Annotated in this window: 17 protein-coding genes; 9 read left to right on the top strand and 8 right to left on the bottom strand. The window is 62.2% G+C overall.

The features are described 5' to 3' along the window. Positions 1–22: 22 nt before the first annotated feature. Positions 23–469 carry a response regulator gene (locus tag MOP44_RS10450; protein ID WP_260795979.1) on the bottom strand — a complete coding sequence of 149 codons (447 nt, stop codon included), beginning with the start codon at positions 467–469 and terminating at the stop codon, positions 23–25. Positions 470–696: 227 nt separating this feature from the next. On the opposite strand from MOP44_RS10450, the gene MOP44_RS10445 reads away from it, so the two are divergent. After that, a complete protein-coding gene (locus MOP44_RS10445) occupies positions 697–1,560 on the top strand; it encodes an outer membrane beta-barrel protein (protein ID WP_260795978.1) in 864 nt (287 codons plus the stop codon). Between the two features lie 120 nt (positions 1,561–1,680). Here MOP44_RS10445 and MOP44_RS10440 read toward each other — a convergent pair whose 3' ends face one another. Beyond that, entirely contained in the window at positions 1,681–2,046 is a 366-nt protein-coding gene (locus MOP44_RS10440; RefSeq protein ID WP_260795977.1) for a hypothetical protein, read from the bottom strand. A gap of 188 nt (positions 2,047–2,234) precedes the next feature. On the opposite strand from MOP44_RS10440, the gene MOP44_RS10435 reads away from it, so the two are divergent. Continuing rightward, entirely contained in the window at positions 2,235–2,582 is a 348-nt protein-coding gene (locus MOP44_RS10435; RefSeq protein ID WP_260795976.1) for a hypothetical protein, read from the top strand. Between the two features lie 35 nt (positions 2,583–2,617). Here the strand turns inward: MOP44_RS10435 and MOP44_RS10430 are convergent, their stop codons facing one another. Continuing rightward, entirely contained in the window at positions 2,618–3,991 is a 1,374-nt protein-coding gene (locus MOP44_RS10430) for a M24 family metallopeptidase (protein ID WP_260795975.1), read from the bottom strand. 42 nt (positions 3,992–4,033) lie between these two features. Then, positions 4,034–5,008, bottom strand: coding sequence for an oxygenase MpaB family protein (locus MOP44_RS10425; protein WP_260795974.1), 975 nt, complete (start codon positions 5,006–5,008; stop codon positions 4,034–4,036). Positions 5,009–5,098: 90 nt separating this feature from the next. Between MOP44_RS10425 and MOP44_RS10420 the strand changes: the two genes are divergently transcribed. Further along, complete coding sequence (locus tag MOP44_RS10420) at positions 5,099–5,926, top strand: hypothetical protein (protein ID WP_260795973.1); 828 nt, start codon at positions 5,099–5,101, stop codon at positions 5,924–5,926. 25 nt (positions 5,927–5,951) lie between these two features. Here MOP44_RS10420 and MOP44_RS10415 read toward each other — a convergent pair whose 3' ends face one another. Beyond that, complete coding sequence (locus tag MOP44_RS10415) at positions 5,952–7,334, bottom strand: pyridoxal phosphate-dependent decarboxylase family protein (RefSeq protein WP_260795972.1); 1,383 nt, start codon at positions 7,332–7,334, stop codon at positions 5,952–5,954. Positions 7,335–7,458: 124 nt separating this feature from the next. Here MOP44_RS10415 and MOP44_RS10410 point away from each other — a divergent pair, with 124 nt between their 5' ends. From MOP44_RS10410 to infB, 4 genes are all read left to right on the top strand, one after another. Next, positions 7,459–8,250 (top strand): hypothetical protein, encoded by a 792-nt coding sequence (locus MOP44_RS10410; protein WP_260795971.1) that lies wholly within the window; start codon positions 7,459–7,461, stop codon positions 8,248–8,250. 210 nt (positions 8,251–8,460) lie between these two features. Next, complete coding sequence (locus tag MOP44_RS10405; protein ID WP_260795970.1) at positions 8,461–9,081, top strand: ribosome maturation factor RimP; 621 nt, start codon at positions 8,461–8,463, stop codon at positions 9,079–9,081. Between the two features lie 109 nt (positions 9,082–9,190). Further along, entirely contained in the window at positions 9,191–10,744 is a 1,554-nt protein-coding gene (nusA, locus tag MOP44_RS10400) for a transcription termination factor NusA (RefSeq protein WP_260795969.1), read from the top strand. Positions 10,745–10,891: 147 nt separating this feature from the next. Continuing rightward, positions 10,892–14,188, top strand: a complete 3,297-nt coding sequence (gene infB, locus MOP44_RS10395) for a translation initiation factor IF-2 (protein WP_260795968.1) — start codon at positions 10,892–10,894, stop codon at positions 14,186–14,188. Positions 14,189–14,264: 76 nt separating this feature from the next. On the opposite strand, the gene MOP44_RS10390 is transcribed toward infB, so the two are convergent. Next, positions 14,265–15,581, bottom strand: coding sequence for a metallophosphoesterase family protein (locus MOP44_RS10390; protein ID WP_260795967.1), 1,317 nt, complete (start codon positions 15,579–15,581; stop codon positions 14,265–14,267). A 435-nt stretch (positions 15,582–16,016) separates the two neighbouring features. Between MOP44_RS10390 and MOP44_RS10385 the strand changes: the two genes are divergently transcribed. Beyond that, positions 16,017–16,406, top strand: a complete 390-nt coding sequence (locus tag MOP44_RS10385) for an energy transducer TonB (RefSeq protein ID WP_260795966.1) — start codon at positions 16,017–16,019, stop codon at positions 16,404–16,406. Between the two features lie 546 nt (positions 16,407–16,952). Next, complete coding sequence (locus tag MOP44_RS10380; RefSeq protein WP_260795965.1) at positions 16,953–17,408, top strand: recombinase family protein; 456 nt, start codon at positions 16,953–16,955, stop codon at positions 17,406–17,408. Between the two features lie 21 nt (positions 17,409–17,429). Here the strand turns inward: MOP44_RS10380 and MOP44_RS10375 are convergent, their stop codons facing one another. Then, complete coding sequence (locus MOP44_RS10375) at positions 17,430–17,675, bottom strand: hypothetical protein (protein WP_260795964.1); 246 nt, start codon at positions 17,673–17,675, stop codon at positions 17,430–17,432. 57 nt (positions 17,676–17,732) lie between these two features. Next, entirely contained in the window at positions 17,733–18,779 is a 1,047-nt protein-coding gene (locus tag MOP44_RS10370) for a hypothetical protein (RefSeq protein ID WP_260795963.1), read from the bottom strand. Positions 18,780–18,855 lie beyond the last annotated feature (76 nt).

Here is an 18,855-nt window from a genome sequence, read left to right as displayed (position 1 = left end):
GACCGATCGCTTCCTTCCAGCCTCACGCCCCCGCCGCCGGCTCCATCGACGCATCCTGCGCGCGGCACGACGCCACAAACTCCAGAATCCGGTCCGGCGCCACCGGCTTCGGCGCAAACTGCAAACTCGACGACCGTGGCAGCAGCTTCTGCCCGAAGTCCGAAGCCGAAGCGTGCCCTGAGATCAGCAGCACCTTGCAGCCCGGAAAGTGCTCGCGCATGTGATTGGCCAGCTCGATGCCGCTCACCGGCCCCATCACAATGTCCGAAATCACGGCATGCGGCGCAATCCGCGCCGCCAGTTTGATCGCGGCTTCCGCGCTGTAGGCCGGCACGGCCTCATGTCCGCTGGCCGAGAGAATTTTGGCCATGCTGTCGGCTACTCGAATGTCGTCATCCACGACCAGGACACGCAGGCTCTCGGGTTGATCCGGCACAGCAGGCCCCCATCCGGGCAGGAAATTGCCCATTTGGTATTGTGATGCGGAAATCCGGCCCCGACGATGGCTGCCTCGCCAATCGTTGGCCCTGCAAACTCTCTTCAAGCCCGCGCTAAGTACCAACTCTCTGGCCGCCAAGCACAACCCATTCCCAAATTCTGTGTCTAAGCGCTTAGCGGAGTTGCGTCCGATCGCTCCGTGAGGAAACCGTGACATTCCGAAACAAGCGCACTAATTCACATCCAGAGGTCCTGATCATGTCCTATGCTGGTTGGCTGTCTCTGCCAAGCCGAGTCGTTCTGGCCGGAGTAGCAGCTTTGTTGTCCGTTGGCGTCGTAAGTGCTCAATCTTCGTCTTTCCCTGAAACCTCTCACAACGCGGCAATCTCGGCAACCGAGTCGAGCTCTACCGATTTCAACTACGCAGCCAGCGATCCTGACGCGAGCCCGTCTCCGGCGCCGGCCGCGGGCGGCGGTCAGTACGACAACAAGGCCAGCAGCAGCAGCTCCGGATGGAAGGGCAAGCTCGCATTCGAGGTCGGAGGCGGATTCAACATCCCCACCAGCGAAACCAGCCCCTACATCAACACCGGCTACCAGATCAACGCTGGTGGCGGGTTCCATCTCAGCAAGATGGTGAGCCTCCTGGCCATGTACCAGTTCATTGGCGACGGCATGCCCAGTAATATCGCCGCTCAGGCTGGCGTTGACGGCGGCAATGTGCACATCTGGTCGTTCACGCTGAACCCGATTGTCAACCTCATGCCGCACCACAACACCAGCGTCTATGTGACCGGCGGCGGCGGCTTCTATCGCAAGACCACAAACTTCCAGGTCCTCTCGCCTGAGCAGTTCTGTTCTTATTTCTATTGCAGCATCGGCTATGTGCCGCAGACGGTGGGCAGCTTCTCGTCCAACCAGGGCGGATGGAGCGTAGGAGGCGGCGTCAGCCATCGCTTCGCAGGCGCCTATGGCGACGGCAAGATGGCGCTCTTTGCGGAAGCGCGCTATCTCGATGTGCTTTCGCCGGCCATCCTCAACCAGTCCCCAAACGGACTGAACCCCATCACCATCGGCGAAGGCACCAAACTCGTGCCCGTCTCCTTCGGCCTGCGGTTCTAGAGCAGCATCTGGTGTTCCTGCTCCCACCCTTTCGCGCAGTGTCATCGCGAAAGGTGGGAGCGGAGCTTCCTGTAGAGCCGAGCCCTAAGCCCTAAAACCTAACCCCTGCCTTTCTGTTCCCTACTCCCTACTCCCTGTCCCTTTCCACGGCGGCTCCTTCTGCGTAGGCGTTCCCACCTCTCCCCGATCGATACGCCGCATGAATTCCCGCGCCAGCCGTGGCTCGCCCGGATCGTACTCGCCGTGCATGGTGCAAAGATCGAGAAACTCATCGATCAGCGCATCCCGCTCCTCGTCCTGGGCAAGAATCGACTGCAGAGCTGCAGCCAGTTCCCGCAGTCGCCCCGCCTCAGGCCACGCGTGCTCCTCGCCCAGGTGTTCGTATTCGGCAAAGAGACCGCGTCGCCCGTGCGCGCATTCTTCTAGGCACGCCAGAAGCTGGTCGCGAAAAGCGGTCGTTAGAGATTCAATCTGCTCAGAGTCCATGTTGTTCCGTCGCAAACATTGTTTCACTTTCCTGCCTCGGCTCGCACCCGCAGTCAGGCACTCATCTCGTACTTATGGTCCAGCTACCGCCAGTTTGACATTGACGGCGCTGCGGACGCTTGGTATGTTTCCTCTGCGCACCCCTGCGCATCATCAAGTCATAACATTTTGAGTTAAATGGAGACAGGATGCTGAATATCTCCGGTAACTGGATGAGCAATTCCAATCCCGAGGAGTGGGTAACATCGGTCGCCGTGAGCGTGACTCAGTCACCCGGAAACAACGACTTCTCCGGCTGGGCCTATATGACCTTCGACAACGCGCCCGTCAACCAGATGACAGGATGGGCGAAGGGATCGAACGACGGGACCAATGTCACGCTTTCCTTCGGTTGGAGCATGCCCCTTCACAGCGGCGGCACCCAGGACTGGTCCAGAACTGTTACCGGCGCCTGGGCGTCAGATACCGAACTCCAGCTAACTGACTCCTCGGGTAACTACACCTTCACGCGGGCCCTGGAGCCTTCCGGGACATAACTCGCGCGGTCTGCGAATCCCAGCAGCAGACCGCCTCACTTCGCTTTCATCGCGGCTTCCACTTCATCCGCCGTGTGGGGTAAATCCGCGGTCAAGTCGATCAGCTTTCCGTCCTGCCCCACCAGGAACACGCACTCCACCCGCACGCCCAGGTTCTCTTCCGGAATGTAAACGCCCGGCTCGATCGTGAACACCATGCCCGGCTTGAGCACGGCAGGATACTCAGCCGGATCGTGCACATCGATGCCCACCATGTGCCCCAGCCCGTGCAGCCAATACAGGCCCAGCGGCTTGCCGTCCAGGCTCTTGCCGTGCGTGTTTATGTAGTTGTACGCCACCGTGTCGAGGGAGTCAGGATCCCTGCGGTCACGGTCATTGATCTTCGACTTGCCCGCAAGAAACGCCTCCACCGCCGACCTCTGCGCGCCCAGCACGATGTCGTAGATCTCGCGCTGCCGCGCGGTAAAGTGGCCGCTCGCCGGGACAGTCCGCGTAATATCCGACGCATACATCGAGTACTCGCACGCCGCATCCACCACCACCACGTCACCCGCCTGAATCGTCCGCGAGTTCTCCGCGTAGTGCAGCGTTGTGGAGTTCGGACCCGAGCCCACAATCGGGGGATACGACCACCGCTCGCAGCCGTGCTCCAGCCACGCTGCGTCCATCTGCCCCGCCACGGCGCGCTCCGTCACGCCCGGCTTCACCGCGCGCATCATCACCCGCTGCGCAGCAATCGAAGCATCGCTGGCCTTGCGCAGCAGATCGATCTCGCCCGCATCCTTCATTTCGCGCAGCGGCGTAGTGATCGCGGCGATGTCATGCAGCGCCGGCGCGGTGCTCGACCCGAGCGTAGCAGCGGTAACCGTGAGCAGCGCTTGAGCCTGGCCGTTGCCCTCCTGCCCCCAGACACGCGAGTTCAGGCGTCGGTCAGCAGCGATCATGTCGCTCAGCACCTTCAGCAGTTCCGTCATCTGCATCACGCGATCCACGCCGGCAGTCTGCGCCGCGTTGGGCGTAGCGGCATCCAGCTTCACGCCCGTGTACTTCTCCAGCCGCAGGTTGCGCGTGGGCAAAAACAAGATTTCGGTATACGCGCGCTGCCCCTGCGGATCGAGGGGGCCCGCCATAGCCGACGGCGGATCAGACGGCGCCGCCACCAGCAGCGCCGCGCCGGGCTCGTTCCACCCCGTTAAATAGAAGAAGTCCTCGTCCTGGCGATAATCCTGGTACTCCATCTGCGGCTCATCGGCAGCGAACAGCACAGCCACTCCGCCATGAAGCTTTGCAGCCAACGCTTCGCGTCGCGCATGATAGGTGCTCGCCGGTTGCTTTTCGAGGGCATGCAGTATGGGAAGAACGCAGACGAGCGCGAAAAGCGCGAGGACACGAGGCCTGAGCATTGGCATTCCGCTATTGTCAGCGCTCATGGCGGCCGCGCGCAAAAGGAATCAGGACGCGAACGGCATCGCCGGCTCGCCGATCCAGAATCGATTACTGAGCCGGGCGACGAACCCCGTGCCGCGATCGCCGATCCGCGCCTGCGCCTCCTGCCATGGCCCAACGAATCGAACTCTCCTCGGCAACCGGCGATAGTAACGGGGCAGACGTGCGCGCGCAGCAGCCACCGCCCGTTCTTCCTCCGCGCCAAATGGCAATTGAAACTCGCTGCGGAACCGCCCCGGAAGCCAGCCCGTCGTTAGCGCGCGATACCACCGCGGAGGCTTGATCCACGCATTCGCCCCGCGCAACAGGTCATGCGCCATCCTGCGCGCCGAGTCCGTCACGCCCAGCTCATCGGACTCTTCCATTCCGCGACAGTAAATCAGAAAGCTCTCCCAATCCCCCGGGAGAGCGCCCGGCGGAATTCCGAACAGGCCCGCCAGCCTGACGCTGTCGGCATAATAGGCGCCCAGCTCCGCAGGCGTGAGCGGCGGCAGAACCGTCTCATACGCCAGCACCGCGCTCTCAATCAGCGTCGCAAACACCCACCGCAGGGCGGCAACCTCATTGGCCTGGTAGTGCGAACCGCGCCGCCAACGAGAGACGTCCGCCGCCATCTCGCCCTGAATGTACGTGTGTACTTCGTACAAATGGCGCGCCGCGGCCGTCGCCTGCGCAACCGAGCCGAAGATCATCGTGAACACAATGCGGAACGTTGAGTGAAAGCGCGCGACCGGGCGCTCCATCACGTTGGAGTGCTGATCGAGCGCCGTGGCCACCCATGGATGCGCAAGCTGTAGCAGCGCCGCCCGCCCCGCGCCGAGAAACAGCGCCGACTCCCGGTTGATTTTCCAACTGGCCGAGTCAGGACCGAACACGCCCGCGCGACCCAATGGATCACCGGCGACCGCGCCGTGCTCGAGTGCGGCGATCAGCGATTCGCTATCGGTCCGGGAGACGGGTTGGGAACCGGCAGGATCCATGGCTGAAAGGCCATGGTAGCGCGTGCGGGGCGCAGGTCTGTATGCTCGTGTCTTCCCCCAGCGGCCGGATGGCTTCTGGATGTCCCACTGGTGATCGACGTGGCAGCCAAGGTTCTTTTTTTCGGTCAGGACACTCGTCGCTGCATCCCGATGCTTCAAAGCGCCGGCTACTCGGTGGATGCGTTTGGCTCGCCGGGCGAGATGCACATACACGTCGAAGATCCAGATGCGGCAGCAGTGGCGGTCTCCGGAGCGTGGGAGCCGTTGCTATACGATCCGGTTTTGATCGCCCGTGAGCGCCGCAGGATTCCCTTCGTCTTCTTCGCCGGTTCAGGGCGACAGCCGGACCCATCAATCTTCGACCTTGTTGTTCCAGCAGAGCGTTCGCCGGCTGGATGGCTTGGCGAACTCGATCTGCTGATCCGCGCCTGCCGCGCGACCCGCGACGAGGCCCGCCGGGTCACGGCGGCTTCCAACCTCCTTGAGGAGCAGGCCCGAGCTGTCATCGAACAATCAAAGCTTGTGCGGGAGCGGTCGCGGCTCGAGAGAGAATCCTCCCAGTCCGTCCGGGAACAGTCTCGTCTTGAGCAGGAACGGTCGCGTCGCCAGAGGTATGAAAGCAGCGGCGCTCCGCCGGGAAAATGGGATCTCGAGGATGTCTCAGGCATCGGCGACTTTGCAAAAACTGCCCCTCCCGCCTCCGCGGTCCCCTGCCAGGAGCGTGACCGGCTGCATTGGGCCATCATGATCGGCTTGGCAAAGTTGAACGCGATTCTCTCCAGAACAGTAAGAGCGCGGCTCGACAAGTGGCCATGGGATCAGATCCGCCCATTGTTTGAAGAAGAGAGGAGGCTGGCCGCGGATCTCGAAGCTCTGCTGAAAGAGTGCAAGGCCCATCGTGCGCTGCATGGCTGCTGAGAGGCGGACGCTACGGGAGAAATTCTTATCGCCCGGCCGCAATCATCGCCGCCAAACTCCGCTCCACATCCTCATCCGTAGTCGCCCACGATGACACGCTGATCCGCATGGCCGTATGCCCCTGCCACACAGTCGACCCGCACCAGCACGTGCCTTCCTCTTGCAGAGCCGCGACGGTCCGCAGCGTCTTCTCGGCCGAGCCGAAATCGACCAGCACCTGGTTGATCGCCACCTTGTTCAACACGCGGAAGCCCGCGGCCCGCAGCCCTTCGGCGAAATGGCTGGCGTGCCGGCTGGTGCGTTCCACGATCTCCGCGATCCCGGCGCGGCCCAGCGATCGAAGTCCCGCCCACAACTCCACCCCCCGCGCGCGCCGCGAAAGCTCAGGGTTGTAGTGCACAGGTTCGCGGACCTCCTCCACCGGATGCAGATAAGCGGCCTTCACTTCCATCGCACCCCGCAGTGCCGCAGGCTCCCTCAGCAGCGCGATGCCGCAGTCATAGCCCACGTTCGGCCATTTATGCGCGTCAGTGGCCCACGAGTCGGCCATATCGTATCCATGCGTCAGGTGCGCATATTTGGGCGACGCCGCTGCCCACAAGCCAAAAGCTCCATCCACGTGGATCCATGCTCCGGCGGCCCTCGCCTCCGGACATATCGCTGCGGCAGGATCGAACGCACCGGTGTTCACGTTGCCGGCCTGCAGCACCAGAATGGTCCGCTCGTTCAGATGCGGCAGCGCATCGGCCCTCATGCGGCCTTCGCCGTCCACCGGTACGCGCAGCACCCGCCTGCGGCCCAGTCCTAGCATGCCTAGTGCCTTGATTACCGACGAGTGCGCCTCTTCGCCGACCACAACGGTCAGCTCTGGCGCACCGTACAGGCCGTCGTTCTCAGCGTCCCATCCCGCGCGCTCCAGCAGCGCATGCCGTGCGGCAGCCAGCGAGCAGAAGTTAGCCATGGTCGCGCCGGTCACCACCGCCCCCGCGGTCCCGTCGGGAAGCCCCAGAAGCTGGCGCACCCACTCGATGGCGATCTCTTCAATACCAACCGCGGCGGGCGACTGCACATGCATGGCGGCGTTCTGGTCCCACGCGTTCACCATCCAGCCGGCGGCCATGGCGGCCGGAACGCATCCGCCGTTTACGAATCCGAAGTAGCGCCCACCACCATTCGCAATAGTGGCCGGCGATCCATATTGATGGAGCAGCGCCAGCACGGCATCCGGATCGCTCGGCGATTCCGGCACCGGCCCACCAAGTTGGTCGAGCGCGGCGATAGCCGCTGCCGCTGGGGCAATGGAGCGGTTATGGACGCCATTCAGATATTCAACAGCGGCGTTCTTGGCGTGTTCCAGAATTCGGGCGTGATCGGTAAAGGTGGTCAAACCTGTCAAAGTGTCTGCCATGACTCGATGATAGGGCACCTGCGGTGCGGCTGACTCCCCTCTCCTCTTGCCCGTCGACGGAACTGGACGTATGCTGGCAGCGCTTCCTCTGAGGCCGCCAACCGCTCCGTTCTGAAGGAGGCGCATGGCTACCCAGGTCTCCAACCCTTCGATCCAGGCAAATCCCGCAGCGGCAATCGCACGTCGCCTGGGCTTCGCCGTGGGACTGCTGCTTGCCGCCATGGCAGCCGCGGGTTTCGGGCTCGGCATCATCACGCCACCCCGCTCGGGTGCCTGGTGCACCGCCAACTGCACAGCCTATCCCTACATCGACGCGGGCCGGTTCTTCCCCCGCGACTATTGGTGGATGCTGCCGGGCATCACGCTAGCTCCGCTCTTCATGACGCTCGCCGCCTGCATGCACTTCTGCATCCCCCTAGTGCGGCGGCTTTGGACCCTGCTTGCAATCTGCTGCGCGACTGCTGCAACCACCCTGATCGCGCTCGACTACTTCGTGCAGGTGCTCGTCGTGCAGCCCAGCCTGACGCACCACGAGCACGATGGCATCGCGATCCTCACCCAGTACAATCCGCACGGTCTGTTCCTGGTGCTCGAAGATCTCGGCTACCTGCTGCTTGCCAAGACCATGCTGCTCGCGGCCATCGCACTACCCGCAGGGGGGAAACACGCATCTGGCCTGCGCTGGACCCTCGGCATCGCCGGCGGCCTTGCCCTTGCGAGCTTTCCCGTTTTCGCTGTGCTCTTCGGAGCCGACATGGCCCTGCCGTTCGAGCTGGCCGTGATCACTATCGTCTGGATCGGCCTGGTGCCGTCGGGGATTTTGGCAGCCCTTTGGATCCGGTATGTGGAGAAGGTCTCAATCGGTCGCCGGGCGCTTCAGCCCTGCAGCGACAGCCAACCCAGCCCAGGTGCTTGAATTTCCGAGGCGATCGGACGTATTCTATTTGAGCAGACGCGTTTGTCCGCCAGGTTTGCCGTGATTCTGCCGGCTGGCGGAGAGATGAGTGGGCTAACAGCCCACTTTTTATTTGGCGCTAATTCCCCTTGAAAACCCGCGGCGAACACAGCGGGACGAGGGCCCGGACGAGCAAGGCACGGCCGCCGCAACTTGCGGCAAATGAGGCAGATGGCAGTCGCACTGGATGCAATTCGTGGCGCTGCGCAGCGGGTAGCCGCTTCGCACGGGCTGGATGTTGTCGACGTGGAATTCGCCGGCTCAGCCAAGGACCGCATCCTGCGCGTCTTCCTCGAAAAGAACGCGGAAGGCCGCGAACGCCTGAAGAGCGAGATTGCCGCCGGAGGCGACGAACTACCCGAGGCGCTGCGCGAGGGCACTCTGAGCCCCGAACAGCTCTCCGGCATCACACATGAAGACTGCACCGAATTCAGCCGCGACTTTGGCGTGCTGCTGGACGTGGAAGACCTGGTCCCGGGCGGCGAGTACACGCTTGAAGCAAGTTCGCCCGGCCTTGATCGCAAGCTGACCAAAGCTGAGGAATTTGGGCGGTTTATCGGAAGCCTGGTCAAAATCCAGACCTTTGAGCCGATCCGCAATAACCGCCACTGGCAGGGCCGGCTGACAGCCTTTCACCCCGACCTGAGCGAAACCGGCAACCCGGGCGCACCCGGCATCACGGTCGACTTGGCCGCAGTCAAGCAGAACAGCAAGAGCCGGAAGACCGGCGTAGCAACCGTGGACATCGCGCTCAGCAACATCGAAAAAGCGCAGCTGATCCCCGAGATTTGAGCGGCATTGAAGCAAGATCCGGCGCGGTAACACCCCCGGATCTCCCGAGGAACCCAAACCGGCGCGGCTTTAACCGCGCCGCAACGTATCGCAAAGAGAGTAAGGAAGAATGGCCAGTCCCTTGTATCAAAGCATCGAGCTTCTCAGCCGGGAGAAGGGCATCGAGCCCGAGATCGTGGTTGGCGCGGTCGAGGAAGCCATCGCCCTGGCAACGCGCAAGTTCTACAAAACGCAGGAAAACATGCGCGGCGAGCTCAACAAGGAGACGGGCGAGATTACGGCGTACGTCTACAAGACCGTTGTCGCCGGCGATGACGAAGTCGAGGATCCGGTAAACCAGATCACGCTGGAAGAAGCCAACGAATTGGCTCCCGGCGCCGAGGTCGGCAGCGAGATCCGCATGTATAAGGACACCTCGCCGCTCGGCCGCATCGCCGCGCAGCTCGCCAAGCAGGTCATCTTCCAGAAGGTCCGCGAAGCCGAACGCGACACGGTTTTCCAGGAATACGCACACCGCGAGAAGGAAGTGCTCACCGCCACGGTGAAGCGCGTCGAGGGCCAGGACACCATCTTCGACCTCGGCAAAGCCGAAGCCCGTTGCCCCAAGCGCGAGCAGTCGCGGCTCGAGTCCTTCTCCATCGGCGAGCGCGTCCGCGTGGTTCTGCTCAAGGTCGACCGCGCAGCCAAGGGACCGCAGGTCATCGTCAGCCGAGCCGCTCCCGAGTTGGTGCAGAACCTGTTCCAGTCGGAAGTCCCTGAAATCTACGATGGCACCGTCGTGATCCGCGCCATTGCGCGCGAGGCCGGCGAGCGCACCAAGATCGCCGTCATGAGCCGCGACAAGGATGTCGACCCCGTCGGCGCCTGCGTCGGCATGAAGGGCATGCGCGTCCAGTCGATCATTCGCGAGCTGCGCGGCGAGAAGATTGACATCATCGAATTCTCTGAGGAGATCACAACCTTCGCAGAGAAGGCGTTGCAGCCCGCGAAGGTAAGCCGCGTTTCCATCACCGACCTCGGCGAGAAGCAGCTCGAAGTCATCGTCGACGACACCCAGCTTTCGCTCGCCATCGGCAAGAAGGGCCAGAACGTGCGGCTTGCGGCCAAGCTCCTGGGCTGGAAGATCGACATCAAGAGCGAAGAAGAGAAGCGCCAGGAAGTCGAACAGCAGATGCAGGCGCTTTCCGGCGGCCCCACCACGCCGATCGAACAGGTTACCGAACTGGGCGACGGCATCATCCAAAAACTTGTGGCCGCGGGAATCACCACCGTCGAATCGCTGGCCGACATGACGCCAGAACAGCTCGAGGAGATCCCGGGCATCGGCGAGAAGACGCTGGAACGCATCAGCGTAGCTGTAAGGCATTATTTCGGGCACTTTGAAGAAGGCGAGCCCGGAGCAGAAGTAGCGTCGGAAGCAGCGTCAGCAGCAGGCGGCGAGCAGGAGGCGGCCGAGCCCGCCGCGGAAGGCGCCGTTGCCGTCGTCGAGGCAGCCGAACAGCCGCATGGCGAAGAGCCCCTTGAGACCGCCGAGGTCGAGGACACGCTGGCCCCGGAGGTTGAGGGCTCGCCGGACGAAGACGACCTGGTGCACGAGATTCAAGATGAAGCCGCAGACGAAGAAGCGGCAGTGGAAGATCAGGAAGATGAAGCGGCCAAGTAGCACGGGGCGCGCATCGCGCAACGTGCAATACGGCCAATCAGGCGATAATGGAGTTTCCCTGACGGAAAGCTCCAAGAGCAGCAGCCAATGCCATGAGGTAGCTATGAGCACTTAAGGCTTTGGGTAGCAGATTCTGAAAAGAGGCGGATGAGCAAGGTTCGAATCAACGATCTCGCACGCGAGATGGAAGTCAAGAGCAGGCAGGTTCTTGACGCACTGACGGAATTGGGCCTGGGTGAGGGAAAACTCACTCACTCGAGCTCCATTGAGGACCACGAGGCGGACAAGGTCCGCTCGCATTTTGGCCGCGGAGCCGCACGCTCCAGTCAGGCCGGCGCAGGTTCCCGGGCTCCCCAGGGCCTCCAGCCCAAGATAGATCTCTCGCATGTCCACAAGCCCGGCGACGTGGTCAAGGCCATCCTGGCGAAGAAGCAGGAAGAGGAAGAAGCGGCACGCCGCAGCCATGCGCCTGTGCGCCCGGCAGCCCCTCCGGCCAAGCCTGCCGCTCCAGTGGCAGCTAAGCCGCCCGTGACAGTCGCAACTCCGGCTGCGCCTCCTGCCCCGCGCAAGATCATGCCCCCCGTGCGCCAGGCGCCGCCCATCATTTCTGCGCCTCCCAAGGCTCCGGCCATTGCCTCCAAACCGCCTGCCGGTGCAGTTGTGGCCAAGCCCCCTGCGGGAGCCGCTCCTGCGGTGAGGCCTGCAGTCGCTTCGGCGCCGCCCGCCGGCACGGTTGTGGTCAAGCCGCCCGTTGCACCGCCTGCTTCGCCGCGCGCCCCTGAAGCTGCCGCGCCCGTCGCTGCGAAGCCTCCTGTCGTTGTCGCTCCGCCTCCTGCGCCCGCACCGGCCGCTCCGGCCCCTGTTCAGCAGGCTGCCGCGCCCGCTCCGGTTGCGCCGGCCCCAGTTGCGCCTGAGATTGTCAGCGGACCAGCCCCTGTTCAAGCTCCGCCCGTCGAGGAGCCCAAAGTAGCCCCCGCTCCTGTTGTGGAGGCCGCGCCCGAAGCTGCAGCAGCGCCCGAAGTGCCGGCTCCCGCTCCCCAGGCCCCGGCGGAACCAGTTGCGCCCCCCGCCGCTCCGGCTCCCCCGGTTCGCCGCGTGGTGATGCCGCAGACCGGCCCGCGTCCGGTCTACAAGGCCCCGATTATCCCCCCTGCCGCTCCCGGCGCCAATGCGCCTACTGGCAATCTGCAGCGCAACCGTCCCATCTTCGACCGTCGCGCCGGCGCTCCCGCAGGCCAACAGCAGCAGGGTGGATTCGGCCAGCGCCCGCAAGGTGGGCCGGGCGGATACGCAGGCGGACCTCGTCCCAAGCATCCCACGCGTTCGGCTCCCGGCGGATTCACGCCAGGCGGCCCCGGTGGTCCGGGCGGACGTCCCGGCTTCGGACAGCGTCCTGGCTTTGGCGGACCCCGCCCCGGTGGTTTCGGTGGCCCGCGTCCCGGCGGATTCGGTGCTCCGGGCGCCGGCGCGCCGCCTACAGGCGAGGCTCCGCGTCCGTCGCGTGGTCCCTCGGCTCCCAAGGGCCGTGGACGCCAGCAGTACCCCAAGACCAAGGAAGGCCCGATGAAGGGCTTTGTCCCGCCGCCACGTTTTGGCGGGGCAGCCAACTTCTCCATGGAGCCGCTGCCGATCACGCGTGAAATCACCGTGACCGAAGGCATCAGCGTGAAGGATCTGGCCGAGAAGCTCGAAATTCGCGCCAAGGACCTCATCGCGATCCTGCTCATGCGCGGCATCTTCGTCACCGTCAACCAGACCCTCGACGCCGACACGGTGAAGGACGTCGCCGCCCGCTTCGGCGCCGCAGCCAACGTCATCACCTATGAAGAAGAACTCGAGAATCAGGCCATCGAAGAGGTGCTCGAGGCCGACAAGACCGACATGGTCGAAGTGCCGCGTGCGCCTGTGGTCACAGTCATGGGTCACGTCGACCACGGTAAGACCAGCCTGCTCGACGCGATCCGCGAGACCGACGTTGCAGCCGGCGAAGCCGGCGGCATCACACAGCACATCGGCGCCTACAAGGTGAAGTTCACCAAGGAAGGCTCGCCCGCCTCCGGCCGCGAAATCGTCTTCCTCGACACCCCGGGTCACGAAGCGTTTACCCGCATGCGTGCCCGCGGCGCCAAGGTCACAGATATCGTTGTGATCGTTGTTGCAGCGGATGACGGCGTCATGCCGCAGACGCTCGAAGCCGTCGATCACGCCAAGGCTGCCGACGTGCCGATCATCGTGGCCATCAACAAAATCGACAAGCCCGAAGCCAACCCCGACCGCGTGATGAAGCAGCTTGCTGATCGCGGTCTCACTCCCGACGATTGGGGCGGCGACACACCCTACGTTAAGGTCTCAGCAAAGAAGCGCGTGAACCTCGACGGACTGCTCGAAATGATCTGCCTCGTCTCTGACGTCAAGGGCCCCAAGGCGACTCCCGGCCGCAAGGCCGTGGGCTCGGTACTCGAAGCCAAGCTCGATCGCGGCCGCGGCGCTGTAGCCACCGTTCTTGTTCAGGACGGTACCCTGAAGCTGAACGAGAGCTACATCGTCGGCAACACCTTCGGCAAGGTCCGCGCCATGTTCGATGACCGCGGCAGGGCGATTGAAGAAGCAGGACCCTCGACCCCCGTTGAAGTACTCGGTCTCGAAGCCATGCCCGATTCCGGCGACACGTTCCTCGTCGTCGGCGATCGCGACAAGGCCAAGGGCATCGCCTCCTACCGCAAGATGAAGGAGCGCGAAGCGCAACTTGCCAAGAGCTCGCGTGTTTCGCTCGAAGGCCTCGCCGAGCAGATTCGCACCGCCGGCGTGAAGGACCTGCCGCTCATCATCAAGGGCGACGTGACCGGCTCGGTCGAAGTGCTGGGCGACTCGCTCATCCGCATGTCCACCGAGAAGGTGCGCGTCAAGGTCATCCGCTCGGGCGTCGGCTCCATCACCGAGTCGGACGTGCTGCTCGCAACCGCGTCGAACGCCATCATCATCGGCTTCAACGTGCGACCCGAGCGCAAGGCCGCGGAACTGGCGCAGCAGGAAGGCGTAGACATCCGACTGCACTCGATCATCTACGAACTGCAGGACGAGATGCGACTGGCCATGATGGGCCTCCTCGAACCCACGTTCAAGGAGAATTACATCGGCCGCGCCCAGGTGCTCCAGATCTTCAGAATTCCGAAGGTCGGAACTATTGCTGGATGTTCGGTTCGCGATGGCGTCATCCGCCGCGATGCCGAAATCAAGGTCGTCCGCGACGGCGAGCAGATCCACAAGGGCAAGATCGCCTCCCTCAAGCGCGTTAAAGACGACGTCCGCGAAGTCACCAACGGCATGGAGTGCGGTATCGGCATCCACGGCTTCAGCGATCTGAAGGAAGGCGACATCCTCGAAGCCTTCACCACGGAGAAGATGGCTGCCGATCTCGGCGCCCTGACTTCCGCGAAAGCCTAACTAAACTCAAGCACCAAAACGAAAGGCCCGCTTCTCCCACGAGAAGCGGGCCCTCTACTTTTGCGCGAACCACCGTTCACGAGTCAGCGGAAGTAAGCGCGGGTGCAGACGCAGCCTGGGTACTCGACCACGCCAAGGCGCCATTCTCGTCATAGAAGGCTTCTTCAATGTTCGGACCGTCGAGCGTCAACATCGCAAACCCGTTGAGTACGCGCTCAGGAATGTCGGGGTCGCCGGCCAGGTCTTTCTCGTGCCATATCACCTGGCGACGGTTCTCCAGAACCTTCGCTACACCGCAGGGAAGCGCCCCATGTCCACAGCAGCGGCAGCGAACGCCCGCGAGGCCCTGAGGCTGATAGACCACTCCAAGGTGCTGATGTCCCCAATACCAATACGCGGGTCCATCATTGTTTGGAAACGCGTTCGTTACGTGCTGGAACAGCAGGTTCGTTTTCTCGCCAGGATCGTCCAGCCCATTGTGATGAGTCAGAACAATCACCTTCTTGCCCTTCATCATCGCCTCTTGCCCTTTGTCCTGGAGGAATGCCTGCTGCTTGTTTGGGAAGTTCTGCGGGAACAATACGCCGTTCATGTAGAGTTCCCCTTCCTCAGAGAAGTAAGCCGAGTCCATTCCGACAATGATCCAGTTATCGTTCTCCAGGGCGAAATAGCTGCATCCGTTCTGCTGGGCAAAGGGCGCCTGGCTGAGCGCGTTGAAATAGGGCTTCGATCCGGAGTACATCTCGTGGTTGGAGTTGAGCGCGAACGATCCCAGCGACCCTTGCGGCCACAGCGATACGAGCAGATGCTTCTCCTGGTCGGCCGTGCCCGAATAGTAGACGTCCCCCAGGTGAATGGTGACATCGGGAGTCAGCTTGGCGATGGCCGCACCCACCTTGGTGCTGGGCGCAGGGTTATTCACGGTACGCCATTCGCCGGTTCCCCAGTCCCCCGCCATCGCGATCTTCACTTGATTTGGGATTTGGATGGTTGGAGGCGAATCCACAAATCGATGCTTGCCACCGATGATGGGCAGAAGGCTTTCGAGAAAGATCGCAAACGCCTCGATCCAGCCCGGATCCAACTGTTCCCATTTGTTGGTGCCCCAGATCGAGCCATCCGGTCCAACGCCGAATACGATTCCGGCTTCGAGGTTGCTGACGAATCCTTCCGCGTCATTCGTCATCGCGCTTCTGGCTAGCATCAGACTGTGGGTTTCTGTGGGACCAGGCGGCAAAGTTCTGGTTTGCGAAACCTGCATAGCCTGCGCCTGCGCGTCGTTCATTGAAGCTGCAATCCGGGCTGCAAGGTCCGGCTGCAACTTGCTTAGTTGATCCATCGCGGATTGAATGCGGCTGGAAAGGACCGGATCGAGGCTGATCGTCCTGGGCATAGAGCGCTCCTAACCCAATTGGTCTATCGCGAAGCGTGCTCGTATTTCTTTACCGCCACACGATTGCTTCGCTCGATTGGAATGGAAAGCGATTTCGAGTTGGACCCTCGAAGCTCGAAACACAAACGAATGCCGCTGGGGAAACGATGACGCCGGGGGTGGCCGCACCATATTGCCATAACGCGCAATGAAGGGCAATACCGTTTTTGCGCACCGATGATTTTCCTTGAGCTTCATCGTGCCAATGGCACGGAAATAAATACCCGATGAATTACCGTCAGATTTCTTTATCAGATCTTCATGCAAGTCTCGCGATGAAGTACGATATCGCACCTAAGTGCTTGATAAGTGGCTTCAACCAACTTAGCCATTGACTCTCATCTTCAGCTCAGGCAATACTGGTGTCGGTAACTACTAACGCAAAGGAGGTACAACATGCGCCGTGCACTACTCCCCGTACTGCTTTCATCCCTTACTCTTACCGCAGCGGCTTCCCCGGCCCCGCAAATGAACGACGCCTCTGCCGCATCCTCCCGCCCAATCTCCACCGGAGTTACCAGCCCGCACCTCGTCTCTACCGCGCATTTCAGCATTCCCGCTGGCGCGATGCCCACAACGATCGGCAGCTCCACCCGGGTCGTGTTGAAAGTGAACCTGGACGAGACCGGAACCCCAACGAACGTGCAGATCCTTCATCCCGCCGCCACAACCGAGATCGATCAACGCGTCGTCAGCGCAGTCCGGCAATTCCGCTGGACTCCCGCAATTCTCAACAACAAAGCTGTCCCCGAAGAACTGACCCTCACGGTCGAAGTTCAGCGCTAGTTTGTTGCCGTACCACTTACTCGGTTCTTAAGTTACTTAGATTTAATCCGCTCGAACTGGCGTCCAGTTACCCGTTAAGTTCAGCGGCCGAGTTATAGGTGTACCTAAATAAAAAGTGTGCCCTATACCTAGCTAAATTACCTTCCCCCACCCTCGTCCTGGCGGATATCCTCATCCGCCAGGACGAATTAAATCTGCCCATTCGATCCAGCCGATCAAGCTCCAGCACCCTCGTCCTCACCAGCACCTCGCCAAGCACCTAAATCGTCCGCTTGCGCAATCCCCCGCGCGCACGCGCCCGTCGCCGTGCACCGACTCGAAACCGTGTTGGGGCGACCAGGGACCGCAACCGGCCCGCCAGGATCCAACCCGAGGGTGTGCGGAAGCGGACAGCCCACCCTGCAATCGGACATCCACCCGCGCCCCTCCCGCTCAGGTCGATTCCGTAATCTGAACCAAATCAGCACCTTGCCTTTTTCCTCCGCCCACGGAATCTGGCTCCGAAATTGCCCCTGCACATTCCCAGTAGGTGCAAGGAGGCGTGTGATGGCGTATTTCGAGCGCGTGCGGGATGTGCTGTCGGGTCCGTTCAGCCCCGAGATCATAGACCAGAGAACAGCAGCGGGCTGGCAATTGGTACACATCGAATGGCGGCGCGAGCTGCCTGATTCTGAAGCGCCGACCGAAGGCGCATTCGCCGAAGAAATCCCCTATGGGCTGCGCATCTCCGACGACTGCAAGCGGCTCGAGGTGCACCCGGGCGAGAACCAGACCCTGCTGTTGATGATGGATCTGCTTGCCCAGGACTTCTCTTACTCCGCAATCGTGAGCGACCTCAACGAGAAGGGTTTTCGCCAGCGCAGTGGTCGCCCGTGGACCCGCATCGCAGTCTTCAACATGATGCCGAGGCTCATCGAAGTCGGCCCCCGCATCTTCTCCTCGGAAGAGTGGGAAAAGCGCCGGGTGCGGATCAGCAAGGCCAGAGAGCCCGAAAACGGCTGAGCCAGTCCGGCCGCAGTCGCATCAGACCGCTACGCCCGACTTGAAAAGTAGTTCGATCGTCCGCTTGCGCAGGCCCAGCATCATGCTGGCCTGCCTCGTGGCTGCGCCTTCCTGGTGAAGATCGATCGCCAGCGCGTCCTTCCATGCGGCGTAAAGGATGCGTGCTTCCTCCCGAATCTCGTGACTCACCTGGGCGGACGAGTCATCTCCAAGCACCTGGCACACGTGAGCCAACTCAGCGTAGGACAACTTCCACACATTCGCCATACATGTCCCCTTTCTTGCATTAGGGGAGGCCAGCCCACTGATTCTCGCGTCCGATCGCTATTGCCTATCCGAGTTCTGCTTGAGTATCGGCGTGAGGGACCCGGTGTTATCGCCCAGCATGGGATTGACGCGGAAATCCCACACCGTCTGGTTAATGTCCGTCGGCGAAAGAATCTCCACCAGCGCGTAGTCCCCAATCTCGAGCGGCTGCGCAGGGGTCACCTTGATCCAGTGTTTGCCCGGAAGCACTTCCACCTTTGTCGGCACAAGATTCTCTTCCTGTGAAACATCGCCGCTGCGGCTGATATGCAGCGCGCCAATAATGCGCACCTTGTTTCGCTCTGACACGCGCACAATGGCGAATCCCGATTGCGTGGAGTGCGCGCCGCGCTTGCGGTTCGTCGCCTCCTTCGAGCCGCCCGTATACACGGTCATCGAGTGCGAGGCCGCCTCCGCATCGCTGGCGAGATCTAGCGACAGGTAAATCGCCGGATCGTTAACGTGCAGATGCACTTTGGCATGCGACCCGGGGAGTTCAATGCTGGCCTTCGCGGCGGCCATCGGATTGAAGCTGCTGAGCCCATGATGCGTCTTGGCATCCACCGCAAGCTCGGCCGGCTGTAGCTCCACCAGCTCCGGCGTGCCCTGGAACGTATCGAGCGCAAACACAGCGTCCTGGTCGGGCAGCTCCAGCCCCGGAGCTACCTGCGGCATACGTGCGTCCTGTTCAGCGCGCCGGGCAGCCTCTTCCTTGTCCAGTTCCTCCGCCGCCTTCATCCCTTCAGACTCGCTGCTATAGGCCGGTTCCACGTGGTCGCGATCCCACTTCTTGGTGGCGTCCCAGTCGATCAGATCGGCCGGCATCTCCTCCCATTCCCCGCTGCGCTCAACGGAGATATAGCGGCACCGGTCGCCCACAATCTCGTACTTCCGGACTATCTGATAGCTGCCGTCCTTCAGGATCAGCCGGTGGTTCGTCTGCACCCCCGGCGCACCCTGCTTCAGCGGGAGCGTCTTCTGCCCCACGGCCGGCAAAGCCACAGCAACCAGCAGAACAGCAAAAACGACACGAAGAACCGGCTGTAGAAAAGCGAATCTGGCCATAACGCCCCCGCGGCAGTCACATTTTAGACGAATGTAAGTCCAACAAGTGGGATGCTTTCCTCGGAACGTCTGTAAA

It is taken from the genome of Occallatibacter riparius (genome assembly GCF_025264625.1).
GTDB lineage: Bacteria > Acidobacteriota > Terriglobia > Terriglobales > Acidobacteriaceae > Telmatobacter > Telmatobacter riparius.
This window is presented reverse-complemented; position numbering and strand designations above follow the sequence as displayed.